Here is a 12576-nt window from a genome sequence, read left to right as displayed (position 1 = left end):
GATCGCTCCGCCGCCCGATTTTCCAGCAAACCGGCTCGATCAGCTGATCGCCTTGACGATCTTCTGCGCCGCGTCGTCGAGATCGTCGGCGGGGATGACGTTCAGGCCGGATTCGCTGAGGATCTTCTTGCCGAGATCGACATTCGTGCCTTCGAGACGCACGACCAGCGGCACCTTGAGGCCGACTTCCTTCACGGCCTGGATCACGCCTTCCGCGATGGTGTCGCAGCGCATGATGCCGCCGAAGATGTTGACCAGAATGCCCTTCACATTCGGGTCGGCGGTAATGATCTTGAAGGCCGCCGTGACCTTCTCGGCCGCGCCGCCGCCGACGTCGAGGAAGTTCGCCGGGAAGGCGCCGTAGAGCTTGATGATATCCATCGTCGCCATGGCGAGGCCGGCGCCGTTGACCATGCAGCCAATATTGCCGTCGAGCGAGATGTAGGCGAGGTCGTATTTCGACGCCTCGATCTCCTTCTCGTCCTCTTCAGAGAGGTCGCGCAGCTCCATGAGCTCCGGATGACGGTAGAGGGCGTTGTTCTCGAAGCTCACCTTGGCGTCGAGGCAGCGCAGCTGGCCGTCCTTGGTCGTGATCAGCGGGTTGATCTCGAGCATCTCCATGTCCTTCGCGACGAAGGCCAGGTAGAGCTTCTCGGCGAGAGCGCCCGCCTGCTTGGCGAGATCGCCCTTCAGCTTCAGCGCGTCGGCGACGCGGCGGCCGTGATGCGGCTGGAAGCCGGTGGCCGGATCGACCGAGAAGGTGACGATCTTCTCGGGGGTCGAATGGGCGACTTCCTCAATGTCCATGCCGCCTTCCGTCGAGACGACATAGGAGATGCGCGACGTGGCGCGGTCGATCAGCATCGACAGGTAGAATTCCTTGTCGATGGCGGCGCCGTCCTCGATGTAGAGGCGGTTGACCTGCTTGCCGGGCGCGCCCGTCTGGATCGTGACGAGCGTATTGCCGAGCATCTGCTTGGCGAAGGCCTGCGCCTCCTCGATCGACTTGGCGATGCGGACGCCGCCCTGCGGGCCGGCCGCCTCTTCCTTGAACTTGCCCTTGCCGCGGCCGCCGGCATGGATCTGCGCCTTCACCACATAGACCGGGCCCGGGAGCTTCTTGGCGGCCTCGGCGGCCTCCTCGGCCTTCAGGACCGGAAAGCCAAGGGCGACCGGCGCGCCGAATTCGCGCAGAATGGCTTTGGCCTGGTATTCATGGATGTTCATGCGGTGGGCTCTCCCTCGAAGCAAAAAGCGCGCTTTTAAGGCTTGGCGCTTATTGGCCATGCCGGGGCGGCGGCGTCAAGCGGACGGGAGGTCGCGGGGGAGCGGCAATGCAGGCTTCAAGACCAACGCGTCGGGTGATCGGCGACCGATTTCCCGCTCATGGCGCGACGCAGTCCCCGCACGACGCGGAAGGATTCCCAAAGGAATAGAAGGGGGAGCGTCGCAAGCATGATGACGACGACGCCGACCCCAAAGCCGATCGCCCCGATATTGGGGACCATCAGCAGCATGAGACACAGGGAGACGGAGACGGCGAAGCCCGCGACCATGATCCAGAATGTCCGGATCGCCGAGGTCGCGTGCGTTTCGAAGGGCGTGCCGGCGACGTCGCGGCATTTGCGATAAGCGAAGATCACGCCGGCGATCTGGGCGATGATGATGGTGAAGATCGGACCGAAGATCATCAGATCGGACGGCATGTCCGTCCACCAGCCCTGGCTGGCGGCAAGGAGCTCGACCCCGAAGGACAGAAGCCACAGAAAGTAGACGATGGGGCCGATGGACATGATCCGCCAGATGACGATCGCCGACCGCTGCGGGCTGGCTCCGCTTTCCTGAAATTCGTAGGTCATGAGGTTTCTCCACGGTGACTGATCGCGGTTTTGGCTCGCGAACGTCCCCACATTAGGCCGCGTCATCGCCGGTGTTTGTGCGCCGCCACGCACGCGTTGATCGGCCGCCGGCCTCGGCCCCAACCACCCTCCCCTGGAGGGGGAGAGTCGAAGCGCATTGCGCTTCTGGGTGGGGTGGCCCCGCGCCGACAGGCGCGAAACGAGAAAAGCGGCTTCCCCCGGCATTTGTTCGGGCTGCTCCACCCCACCCCGGCGCTTCGCGCCGACCCTCCCCCTCAAGGGGAGGGTGGGAGTCCGGGCCTTCATCGAGATTTATCCCCGCCTCCAACCCGCGCCGGTATCTGGCGACGGGGTCTCTGTGTCCTGCCTGCTGGCGCACGGCGGGATCGGCGCCCGTCAATCTGCTTATCTTGCCCCCAGCCACATGCTATGCAGTTGCGCCGCGACGGGATGCACTTCCAGGTTGCGTTTCGCGCGACGCTGTCTGGCCCAGGAACGCTTCATGACCCTCAAACTCATCCGGCCGCTCATCGCCCTCGCCGTCGTCTGGCTCGCCAGCCTCGCGCCCGCGAGCGCCGAAACGAAGCCCGGCGCAAAGCCCCACATCGTCTACATCGTCGCCGACGATCTCGGCTGGAAAGACGTCGGCTTTCACGGCTCCGACATCAAGACGCCGAATATCGACGCGCTCGCCGCCAAGGGGACGCGGTTCGAACAGTTCTACGCGCAGCCCATGTGCACGCCGACGCGCGCGGCGCTGATGACGGGGCGCTATCCCTTCCGTTACGGGTTGCAGACGGCGGTCATCGCCTCCAATCACACATACGGATTGCCGACCGACGAATGGCTGCTGCCGCAGGCGCTGAAAGAGGCCGGCTACAAGACGGCGATCGTCGGCAAATGGCATCTCGGCCACGCCGATCCGAAATATTGGCCCCGCCAGCGCGGCTTCGATTATCAATACGGCCCGCTGATCGGGGAGATCGATTATTTCACCCATCAGCAGCACCATGTCATCGACTGGTATCGCAACAACAAGCGTTTGAAGGAAAAGGGCTACTCGACGACGCTGATCGGCAATGAAGCCGTGAAGCAGATCGAAACCCACGATCCGGCGACGCCGCTTTATCTCTATCTGACCTTCAACGCGCCGCACACGCCCTATGAGGCGCCCAAGGCCTATCTCGACAAATACAAGGACATCGCAGACCCGTCGCGCCGCGCCTATGCGGGATCGATCACGGCGATGGACGACGAGATCGGCCGCGTCGTCGCCGCGCTCGAAAAGAAGGGCATGCGCGAGAACACGCTGATCGTATTCCAGAGCGACAATGGCGGCACGAACAATCCCATGTTCGCCGGCGAAGGCGACATGTCGAAGCTGAAGATTCCCTGCGACAACGGTCCCTATCGCGAGGGCAAGGGCACGCTCTATGAAGGCGGCGCGCGCGTCGTCGCGCTCGCCAACTGGCCGGGGCATGTCCGCGAAGGAAAGACGGTGGACGGCATGATGCATGTCGTCGACATATATCCGACGCTCGCCGGTCTCGCGGGCGCGCACGCAAAGCCCGAGAAGCCGCTCGACGGCATGGATGTGTGGGGAACGATCGCGGAAGGCAAGCCGTCGCCGCGCAACGAGGTCGTCTACAACATCGAGACCTTCCGCGCCGGCGTAAGGCAGGGCGACTGGAAGCTCATCTGGCGCACGCCCCTGCCCGATGCGCTCGAACTTTATAATATTCCCCAGGATCCGTCGGAGAAGCATAATCTCGCGGCCGAACATCCGGAAAAGGTGGCGGCGCTGCAGAAGCGCGCCAACGAACTGGCGGCGACGATGGCGAAACCTTTGTTTGTGGAGACCGAGTTCAAGGCGATGAGAGACCGCCTCAAGCTCCCGCCGTCCCTGCCGGCGGATACGCGCATCTTCAACGACGAGCAGTAATGAAAAACATGCGGCGGCGGGGCTTTACGAGCCCTCCGCCTCATGCCCCGCGCGACCGTCGATGAGCACGTCGATCTTGCCGGTCTCCACGCGGTAAAGCCAGCCGTGAATGCGCGGCAGCGGGCCGGCGGCGTGCATGTTGCGGATCAGCGCGAGGCTGCGCAAATGCTTGATCTGCAGTTTCACATTCTCCGCCGTCAGCACTTCGAGCTTTTCCTCCCGCGAGAGCTTTTTCTCCTTGGCGATCTTGTCCGCCTTTTCCTTCGCGCCGGACGCGATGCACAGCCAGTCGGCGATGTAATTTTCATGCACGCCGTCCTCGATCGCGGCGATGCCGCCGCAGCGCGTATGGCCGCAGACGATGATGTCCTCGATCTTGAGATGCACGACGCCATATTCGATGATCGAGGCGACGTTGACGTCGTTGAACGCGATGATGTTCGCGACGTTGCGATGCACGAACATGGTGCCGGGCCTGGAGCCGGTGATCACGTCCTCGCTCACGCGCGAATCGGAGCAACCGACCCACAGGACTTTGGGAGACTGTCGTTTGGCGATGGTCTGGTAGTATGCGGCATGGGATTGAAACTCCTCGGCCACGAATTGCGAATTGCCGCTTAGAAGGTGGTCGATCGTGTGCTTGGACATGTAGAATCAATCCTGATGTTCGCCGCTCATTCAAATTTTCAGCAAAGTCCGGACCAGATCAAGAATTTCGGCAACTTAAGAGCGAGACGCTTGGGCGACCTTCGTTGTCAGAAAATCGAGCGCCTCTTTCGATGCGCGCTCGACGGGCAGAGCGACGAAATGGTTGGTGGCGGTAATCAGAAGCCAGACCCGCTCGCCGGGCCACACTGCGGCGATCGACTTCCATGGCAGGAGCGGCGCGGCGCCGCCGGCGTCGATCACGACGCCCTCGTCAAAGAGCGTCGCGCTGGAAAGATGGCCCCGCGCCCGCTCGACCTTCTCGCGCATCATGCGCTGCTGCATGCGCCAGCCGCCGGCGACAAAAATGGCGAGCAGCGCGGTCGCGCCGATGAAAAGCATCATGGCGTCCTCGCCGTCGCCCGCAACAGCGAGCCCTGCGCAAGAGAGCGCGATGAGCGCAAGCGGCAGAAGCGCCCGCAATGGCTTGTCGCGAAACAGCGCGCGCCAGACGAACGCATTGACGGCCGCGCGCATGTCAGCGTCTTCATAGCGGATGGGAAAGGAAAAACGCTCGCGCATCTGCGGCTCCCTGAAGGACGGCCGCTCAGATATAAGCGCGCAAGCCCGGCCCGGAAGGGCTCAGGCGAAATCGGCGTTGAGCTTCTTCGCCGCGTCGATCAACGTCTTCACGCTGTTGACCGACTTGTCGAACATGGCCTGCTCGGCGGGGTCAAGCTTGATTTCCATAACCTTTTCGACGCCATTGGCCCCGATGATGGTCGGCACGCCGACATAGAGTCCCCTCACCCTATATTCGCCGTCGAGATAGGCGGCGCAGGGCAGAACGCGGCGCTTGTCCTTGAGATAGCTCTCCGCCATGGCGATGGCCGAGGCGGCCGGAGCGTAATAGGCCGAACCGGTCTTGAGCAGGCTGACGATCTCGCCGCCGCCCTTGCGGGTCCGCTCGACAATGGCGTCGATGCGCTCCTGCGTGGTCCAGCCCATGGCGATGAGGTCGGGCAGCGGCACGCCGCCGACCGTCGAGTAGCGCACGGACGGCACCATGTCGTCGCCATGGCCGCCCAGCACGAAGGCGGAGACGTCCTCGACCGAAACGTTGAACTCCTCAGAGAGGAAATAACGGAAGCGGGCCGAATCCAGCACGCCGGCCATGCCGACGACGCGGTTAGCGGGGAGGCCGCTCGCCTTCTGCAGCGCCCAGACCATGACGTCGAGCGGATTGGTGATGCAGATGACGAAGGCGTTCGGCGCATATTGCTTGATGCCCGCGCCAACCTTGGCGACCACGCCCAGATTGACAGTGAGCAGATCGTCGCGGCTCATGCCCGGCTGGCGCGGCACGCCCGCCGTGACGATAACGACGTCAGCGCCGGCGATGGCGGCGTAGTCGGACGCGCCCGAAATATCGGCGTCGAAGCCCGAGACGGGCGAGGACTGGGCGATGTCGAGCGCCTTGCCCTGGGGCACGCCGTCGACGATGTCGAAAAGCACGATGTCGCCAAGTTCCTTCAGGCCGGCAAGATGGGCAAGGGTTCCGCCGATATTGCCGGCGCCGACCAGAGCGATTTTATTTCGCGACATAATCAATCTCGTGCTGGGATCTTCCCTCAAACTGCTAGCGCGGTTTCGCGCGAGATGGAAGACGCGGCGACCGCTTTTTCGCGCTTCGAAAGCCCAGCAGGATCAAAGCGCGCCGCTTCGCGCCAAATCGCTCAAATCACTGGCGCCACGGGCGGGCGCCTCAATGCCGCGCATATCGCTTTGTTATCCGGGCCGGGCGGAATTGTCGCAGGGGTTGCAGGCGACGGCGGCGCTTCCCACCTGCCAAGCGAAGCGCCGCTTTGGCGTCTTGAAAGGGCAAGAAATGGGCAAATCGATTTCGCGCGCGCTCGCCTTTTTGGCCGTGGCGGCGACCGCTGGCCCCGCGCTCGCGGCGCAGGACGCCGACGAGGCCGCGCTGCTGCAAAACTTCAACAAAGTGGACGTCTGGCATTTCCCCGTCGACACGACTGTCCGCTACAACAACCAGGACGCCATCGTGACGCGCGAGCTGGTCTTCCAGCCCGAGCCGCCCAAGGGCGAGCTCTGTTACGTACGTTTCGACCTCGTAAAGGGCGAAGGCGACTACGGCTACGGCTTCAAGCCCGGGACCAAGCCGCAGGATGGGAGAGCCGTCTGGGGCACGAACGTGCTGAAGCGCGGCGATATCCTCAATCAGTGGTATTCGGCGCTCAAGCTCAACGTCGTCTATTTCTTCGTCGAGGGGCCCAAGTCGGCGACCGCGAAGGAGATCTGCGCGCAAAAGCAGTCCGCGCCCACGCCCGAAGCGGGTAATGCCTATAAGGGCCCATGGAGCGACCTCGTGACGAAGGCCAAGGCGATCCACGGCTGGCCGGCGCAAAAATAGGCCGGCTTTCCTCGCCGCGACAAAAATTTGGCGCCAAATGCAGATCGGCGCTGGACAGGGGGGCGGGCATTTGTTATTCGCTCCCCCGTTCCGAGGGCGCTGCGGCGTCCACCGGACGGGCGCATAGCTCAGTTGGTAGAGCAGCTGACTCTTAATCAGCGGGTCCAAGGTTCGAGCCCTTGTGCGCCCACCATCCCCTAAGAACAATGTGAAGGTCGCCGCCAAGCGCTTCGGCGCGCGGCCGGCGTTCATTCTCGGAGACGCTTCTCGCCGAGAACAACCGAGGCGCCCAGCCCAAATGGCCGAGCGCTTCGAGTCTCGGGCTTACAGCCGCGCCGCCCTCAATCGAGCGACAATTGCGTCAGCGTCCCGCCCACGACATTCCGCCCATTGTCCGAAATAGCGTTATTCTTGTTGGAATAGATCGCGCCGCTCGACATCGTCGCCCCCGTTCCATTGCCGAGAATCAGGGATTTGGACAGACGGATATTTCCGCGATTCGCGATCAGGCCCGTGCCGGCGCCGCTGACCCGGACGCTGTCGAGAGCGAGAGTGGGCGTGGCGGCGCCTGCGATTGAGGTCGAGAGGAAGCCGGTCGTGACGCCGGAGGCCATGCTGTCCGTAACCAGGCTATATATCGGCGAGCCTGCGGGCGCGGCGCGACCGGACAATTCAAAGGCGTTTTGCAAGTTGCTGAACCGCAGTTGCTGAAACGACCCGGCGAAACCGCCCGTGGGGTTGATGGTCACGCCATTGCCCCCAATGTCCGACACGGACACGTTGGTCATGACGAGCTTTCCCCACGCCGGGGGAGTCGCAAAGAGGCCGTTGCCCTTGAAGCGCCGCACGACGCAGTCGACCACCTGAAGCGAACCGGCCGACTGGAAATACACCCCGGTCGCCGCCGCCCATTCGCCATCGATTTCCAGGCCCCTCAAAACGACGACGTCTCCGGCGCCCGCCTTGATCCAAATGGCGCTGGCGCTCGCCTTAGGCTGCGTGACGCTCGCGACGCCCGATTTCTGGTTGGCGACGGTAACGGCCTTGGTGATGGTCAGCGGCCCATATTCGCCCGTGTTCACAATGTCGATTTCGCCGCCCGCGTTGATGATGTTGTCATGGGCGTATTGGAGCGTCCTGCAGGGGGCGGTCACCGCGCCGCAGGTCCCGGAATCGGCGCCGCCGGACGAGACGAAGGCGCGGTTGACGAGCGCCGATGCAGGCGTCGCGTTGACGAGGGCGCCGACGAGAGCGGCAAAAACGGAAAGACGCACAATCATGGCCACGGCGACGCTAACTCCAACTCGCCGCGCAGAAGGCGCGCAGCAAGACGGAAGCTAAACCATTGTTCTTGCGCAAAAGGTAAAGGCCGATAGGTTACAACGAGCAAGCGCCGGATCGGCTCGAAAAAAGGACCCGGGCGAGAGCCCGGGCCAAGTTGATGAAGGGAGGTTCCTGAAACCGACTATCTCCCGGATTTTGGCAAGCCGACAGTCCCGGCGCAGCCATTCGCCCCGCATTTCCCGCCACGCGTCACGAGGTTCATGAGACCGCCAAGATGACCTATTCGCTGATGATCCATGGCGGCGCGGGCGCGATCCGCGCGCCGGAGCGCTTCTCCGAGTCGCTGAGGCGCATCGTCGAGGCTGGCGCCGGGATGCTCGCCTGCGGCGCCGCGGCGCTCGATGTCGTCGCCCGCTGCGTCTCCATGCTCGAGGACGATCCGCTCTACAACGCCGGCCGCGGCGCCGTGCTGAACGCGGACGGCGCAGCCTTTTGCGACGCCTCGATCATGGACGGGCGGGATCTCTCCGCGGGAGCTGTCGCCGGCGTGCGCGGGCCCCGCAATCCCGTGCTGCTCGCGCGCCTGGTTATGGAGAAGACGCCTCATGTCCTTGTGATCGGCGAAGGCGCCGAGAGCCTCGGGCGCGCGCACGGCCTCGTCTTCGAGGACGAGGCGTATTTTGTCACGCCCGAGCGGCTGGCGCAGCTCGCCCGCGCCAAGGCGCGCCATGAGACCTCGCTCGATCACGCCCCGAACGCGCATGGCAAACTCGGGACCGTCGGCGCCGTCGCGCGGGATCAGTCGGGAAATCTCGCAGCGGCGACCTCGACGGGCGGGCTCGTCAACCAGATGAGCGGGCGCGTCGGCGACTCCCCGGTGATCGGCGCGGGCGTCTATGCCGACAACGCCTCCTGCGCGATCTCCTGCACGGGCGTCGGCGAGCAATTCCTGCGCACCTCGCTCGCCCGCACCGCCGCGTTCTTCGTCGAATCGCAGGGGTTGACCGCGGAAGCCGCGGCCCAGGAAGCGATCGCTTACCTCGTCCGCAAAGTGAACGGCTCGGGCGGCCTGATCGTCGTCGACCGGAACGGACGCTGCGGCGCCGCGCGCTCCACCCCGGGCCTGCTCATGGCGTCGGCGCAGGACGGGCGCATCATCGTCGGCACGGAGGGCGAGTCGATCTCCTGACGGTTGCCCCCGTCGGCTCAATGCGCGAAAAGGACTGGGATTTTTTCTTTTCGGAGGCTCCCGTGGATCAGTGGATTGCTCATATCGCGAACTCGGTTGGGACGGAGCCCGCGGTGGCGCGACTTGCAGTCGGGCATGTCTTCGGCTTCCTTCAGAAGCGCCATCCGGGACCCGCGGACGAGCTGATCGACAAGATTCCCGGCTCCCGGCAGGCGATCGCGGACGCTGCGGCGGCCCCTCGCAAGAAAAGCGTTCTCCGCGGCTTGTTGGGCGGCGTTGGCGGCATGATGGGCGGGGCCAAGGGCGACATGCTCGCGCTGACCTCGGAGCTGACGGCGCTGGGGCTGTCGGCGGATCAGCTGAAGCGCCTCGCGCACGAAATCTTCGGCGGCGCCGAACTCGTCATCGGCAAAGAGAAACTGCGCGTCATGACGGACCCGATTCCGGGCCTCTCCGGCTTCTTGTGGCCGCACGGCTGAGATGAAAAAGAGGCCGCGGAGTTTCCGCGGCCCACTCGTTTTCAGTAATTGTAATAGGCGACACAGACGCGCTGGCCGTAATAATCCCAGCCCCATTTCGCGCAACGTTGCGGCGGAGCCGTCGCGGCGCCCACGACAGCGCCCGTCGCCGCGCCGACCGCGGCGCCCGCCAGCGTGCCGCCCGCGCGCCCGCCCGAAGCCAGAGCGCCGATGCCCGCGCCGCCCAGGCCGCCAATGACGGCGCCGCCCGCCGCGCGTTCGCCGGGCGAGTTGCACCCCGCCAACGGCGCCGCAATGGCCGCCGCCGCCGTCAGCAGCAGAATCTTTTTCATGCCGTGTCTCCTCCTTCTTGGGGATGACGTTTCAATCGCGCGCTCACGCAAGGCCGGAACCCGTTGCGCGGCCGGCTGACGCGCGCGCGCGCCGGCGCGAGGATTTGCGCCGTATAGCGCCCCTGGCGTCGCCGCGAAGCTTAATGAAAGCGCCGCCCGCTCGCTGTCTCAAAAATACAACAACAGAAAGGTTTGCCCCGGTCGCTCGCCGCGAAACCGCCGAAATTCGCCGTGGCGGCGCAAGCTTTGCGTCACCGCCGCTCTCGCGGGGTCCAGGCCTTGGGCTTTGTGGCCAAATTTGCTAGCAGCGAAGCGTTCAATGCTCTTGGAGAAGGAATCGCTGATGGACGCCGCCGCCCGCGCCGAGGAGTTTCGCCGCCGCCTGGATGCGGCCGCCGACGCGACGGAGTCCGCGCTCGACGCCCTGCTCGCGCCGGCCGCCCTGCCCGGCGAAATCGTCCGCCCCGCCCGGCTGCTCGAAGCCATGCGCTATTCGACGCTGGGCGGCGGCAAGCGGCTGCGGCCCTTCCTCGTCATCGAAAGCGCGCGCCTCTTTGGCGTCGAGGGCGCGAGCGCCATCCGCACGGCCTGCGCGCTGGAGATGATCCATTGCTATTCGCTCGTCCATGACGATCTGCCGGCGATGGACGACGACGATCTGCGCCGCGGCCGCCCGACCGCGCACAAGGCCTTCGACGAGGCGACGGCCATTCTCTCCGGCGACGGCCTTCTGACCTACGCTTTCGACGTGATCGCCGATCCTGCGACGCATCCCGACGGCGGTCTGCGCGCGGCGCTCGTCCTCGCGCTCGCCCGCGCCGCGGGCCTTGGCGGCATGGTCGGCGGGCAGGCGCTCGATCTCGCGGCGGAGACCGCCGGGACGCCGCTGACCATCGACGAGACGCTTCAGATGCAGGCGATGAAGACCGGGGCGCTGCTGCGTTTCGCGGTCGACGCGGGCGGCATTCTCGGCGGCGCGACGCCTGCTCAGGCGGATGCGCTGCTGCGTTACGGCAAGGCGCTCGGCGCGGCCTTCCAGGTCGCGGACGACATTCTCGACGCAGAAGGCGACACGGCCGCTCTCGGCAAGCGCGCGGGCAAGGACGCCGAACGCGGCAAGGCGACGCTCGTCGGACTTCTGGGGCTGGCCGGCGCCAAGGCGCGCTGCGAGGCGCTCGTAGAGGAGGCCACGACCGCGCTGCTGGAGACGGGGCTGGGCGAAAAGACCGAGATCCTCGCGGAAGCGGCGCGTTTCGTCGCCGCGAGACGGAGCTAGTCGACCCGCATGTCGAGGGAGCGCCAACCCGACCAGACGCGGTCGCCGCTCCTCGCCCCTTTGCGGGTCCTGCGCGCTCATTACCGCCTGATCGTCTGCGGCGCCATCGGCGCGGTCATTGGCCTGGCCCTGCCCGCGGCGATGGAGCGGAACGCTCTCATCGCGGGGTGGCTGCACGGGGAATTGAGCGCGGTCACGCGCGGGCTCGTCGGCTGGAACGTCGCCGTGCTGCTCTATTTTTACGCGGCGACGCGGACCATCCTCGTATCGACGCACGAATCCATTCGCCGGCGTGCGCTGAAGAGCGACGAAGGCCGCACGACTGTCCTGTTTCTCACCGCGACGGCGACCTGCGTCGCGATCGGCGCCATCATCGCGGAGCTTGGCCAGTCGAAGGCGCTTTATGAGGACGAGCAAGCCGTCCACATCGCCCTCGCGATCATCACGGTCTTTACCTCATGGGCGTTCATGCACCTTATTTTCGCGTTCCATTACGCCCACGAATATTACAGCGAGGAAGCGCGCGCGCCGCATGACGCGACGACGGCGCGCGGCGGTCTGAGGTTCCCGAACACGCAGACGCCGCAATATATCGATTTTCTCTATTTCTCTTACGTGATCGGCGTCGCCTTCCAGACCGCCGACGTCGAAATCTGGTCGCGAGGCATGCGCAAGGTAGCCTTGGTGCACGGCGTCATCGCCTTCTTCTTCAACACGACGATATTGGCGCTGATGGTCAATATTTCGAGCGGGCTCGTTTGATGCGCGATAGCGCGGCGGCTCTCTTCGACGAGCGCGCCCGCATACGCGCGATACTTGTCGGCTCGATCGGCAATCTCGTCGAATGGTACGATTTCTACGTCTATTCGGCCTTCTCCCTTTATTTCGCCGACGCTTTCTTCCCCGGCGACGATCCGGTGGCGCAGATGCTGTCGGCGTCGGGCGTCTTCGCGCTCGGTTTCTTCATGCGGCCCATCGGCGCCTATGTCTTCGGCCGCCTCGGCGACGGGCGCGGGCGGCGCGCGGCGCTGATGCTCTCCGTACTGCTGATGTGCGCTGGCTCGCTCCTCATCGCCGTCGTTCCGACATATGCGACGATCGGCGCCGCCGCCCCTGCCCTGCTGCTCCTCGCGCGGTTG

The 12576-nt window shown here is 64.9% G+C and carries 13 protein-coding genes, 1 tRNA gene and 1 pseudogene; 8 read left to right on the top strand and 7 right to left on the bottom strand.

Going from position 1 to position 12576, the window contains the following annotated elements:
• Window positions 1-39: 39 nt before the first annotated feature.
• The gene (gene sucC, locus ACPFMJ_RS19590; RefSeq protein WP_424361565.1) at window positions 40-1227 is read right to left on the bottom strand and encodes an ADP-forming succinate--CoA ligase subunit beta; all 1188 of its coding nucleotides are present in this window, start codon (window positions 1225-1227) and stop codon (window positions 40-42) included.
• Window positions 1228-1343: 116 nt separating this feature from the next.
• On the bottom strand, window positions 1344-1859 hold the full coding sequence (locus ACPFMJ_RS19585; protein ID WP_424361564.1) for a hypothetical protein: 516 nt from the start codon (window positions 1857-1859) through the stop codon (window positions 1344-1346).
• Window positions 1860-2361: 502 nt separating this feature from the next.
• On the opposite strand from ACPFMJ_RS19585, the gene ACPFMJ_RS19580 reads away from it, so the two are divergent.
• A complete protein-coding gene (locus tag ACPFMJ_RS19580; RefSeq protein WP_424361563.1) occupies window positions 2362-3801 on the top strand; it encodes an arylsulfatase B in 1440 nt (479 codons plus the stop codon).
• A 24-nt stretch (window positions 3802-3825) separates the two neighbouring features.
• Here the strand turns inward: ACPFMJ_RS19580 and ACPFMJ_RS19575 are convergent, their stop codons facing one another.
• From ACPFMJ_RS19575 to mdh, 3 genes are all read right to left on the bottom strand, one after another.
• Window positions 3826-4449, bottom strand: coding sequence for a carbonic anhydrase (locus tag ACPFMJ_RS19575; protein WP_424361562.1), 624 nt, complete (start codon window positions 4447-4449; stop codon window positions 3826-3828).
• Window positions 4450-4524: 75 nt separating this feature from the next.
• Window positions 4525-5028 carry a YcxB family protein gene (locus ACPFMJ_RS19570; RefSeq protein ID WP_424361561.1) on the bottom strand — a complete coding sequence of 168 codons (504 nt, stop codon included), beginning with the start codon at window positions 5026-5028 and terminating at the stop codon, window positions 4525-4527.
• 60 nt (window positions 5029-5088) lie between these two features.
• Complete coding sequence (gene mdh / locus ACPFMJ_RS19565) at window positions 5089-6051, bottom strand: malate dehydrogenase (protein WP_424361560.1); 963 nt, start codon at window positions 6049-6051, stop codon at window positions 5089-5091.
• Window positions 6052-6214: 163 nt separating this feature from the next.
• Between mdh and ACPFMJ_RS19560 the strand changes: the two genes are divergently transcribed.
• Window positions 6215-6877 carry a hypothetical protein gene (locus tag ACPFMJ_RS19560; RefSeq protein WP_424361559.1) on the top strand — a complete coding sequence of 221 codons (663 nt, stop codon included), beginning with the start codon at window positions 6215-6217 and terminating at the stop codon, window positions 6875-6877.
• Window positions 6878-6994: 117 nt separating this feature from the next.
• Window positions 6995-7070, top strand: a tRNA-Lys gene (locus ACPFMJ_RS19555).
• 148 nt (window positions 7071-7218) lie between these two features.
• Here ACPFMJ_RS19555 and ACPFMJ_RS19550 read toward each other — a convergent pair.
• Window positions 7219-8163 carry a hypothetical protein gene (locus ACPFMJ_RS19550; protein ID WP_424361558.1) on the bottom strand — a complete coding sequence of 315 codons (945 nt, stop codon included), beginning with the start codon at window positions 8161-8163 and terminating at the stop codon, window positions 7219-7221.
• Window positions 8164-8435: 272 nt separating this feature from the next.
• On the opposite strand from ACPFMJ_RS19550, the gene ACPFMJ_RS19545 reads away from it, so the two are divergent.
• Together ACPFMJ_RS19545 and ACPFMJ_RS19540 are read left to right on the top strand one after the other, a co-directional pair.
• Window positions 8436-9350 carry an isoaspartyl peptidase/L-asparaginase family protein gene (locus tag ACPFMJ_RS19545; RefSeq protein WP_424361557.1) on the top strand — a complete coding sequence of 305 codons (915 nt, stop codon included), beginning with the start codon at window positions 8436-8438 and terminating at the stop codon, window positions 9348-9350.
• 113 nt (window positions 9351-9463) lie between these two features.
• The gene (locus ACPFMJ_RS19540) at window positions 9464-9829 is read left to right on the top strand and encodes a DUF2267 domain-containing protein (RefSeq protein WP_424361556.1); all 366 of its coding nucleotides are present in this window, start codon (window positions 9464-9466) and stop codon (window positions 9827-9829) included.
• Between the two features lie 41 nt (window positions 9830-9870).
• Here ACPFMJ_RS19540 and ACPFMJ_RS19535 read toward each other — a convergent pair whose 3' ends face one another.
• On the bottom strand, window positions 9871-10161 hold the full coding sequence (locus ACPFMJ_RS19535; RefSeq protein ID WP_424361555.1) for a hypothetical protein: 291 nt from the start codon (window positions 10159-10161) through the stop codon (window positions 9871-9873).
• Between the two features lie 319 nt (window positions 10162-10480).
• On the opposite strand from ACPFMJ_RS19535, the gene ACPFMJ_RS19530 reads away from it, so the two are divergent.
• The 3 genes and pseudogenes from ACPFMJ_RS19530 to ACPFMJ_RS19520 all read left to right on the top strand — a co-directional run.
• The gene (locus ACPFMJ_RS19530; protein ID WP_424361554.1) at window positions 10481-11437 is read left to right on the top strand and encodes a polyprenyl synthetase family protein; all 957 of its coding nucleotides are present in this window, start codon (window positions 10481-10483) and stop codon (window positions 11435-11437) included.
• A 9-nt stretch (window positions 11438-11446) separates the two neighbouring features.
• Window positions 11447-12199 carry a DUF1345 domain-containing protein gene (locus tag ACPFMJ_RS19525; RefSeq protein ID WP_424361553.1) on the top strand — a complete coding sequence of 251 codons (753 nt, stop codon included), beginning with the start codon at window positions 11447-11449 and terminating at the stop codon, window positions 12197-12199.
• Window positions 12199-12570: pseudogene (locus tag ACPFMJ_RS19520) on the top strand (MFS transporter); the annotation flags it as partial. The gene ACPFMJ_RS19525 and the pseudogene ACPFMJ_RS19520, both read left to right, overlap by 1 nt.
• Window positions 12571-12576: the final 6 nt, after the last annotated feature.

Origin of the sequence: Methylocystis parvus (genome assembly GCF_049675845.1) — a bacterium.
GTDB lineage: Bacteria > Pseudomonadota > Alphaproteobacteria > Rhizobiales > Beijerinckiaceae > Methylocystis > Methylocystis parvus_A.
This window is presented reverse-complemented; position numbering and strand designations above follow the sequence as displayed.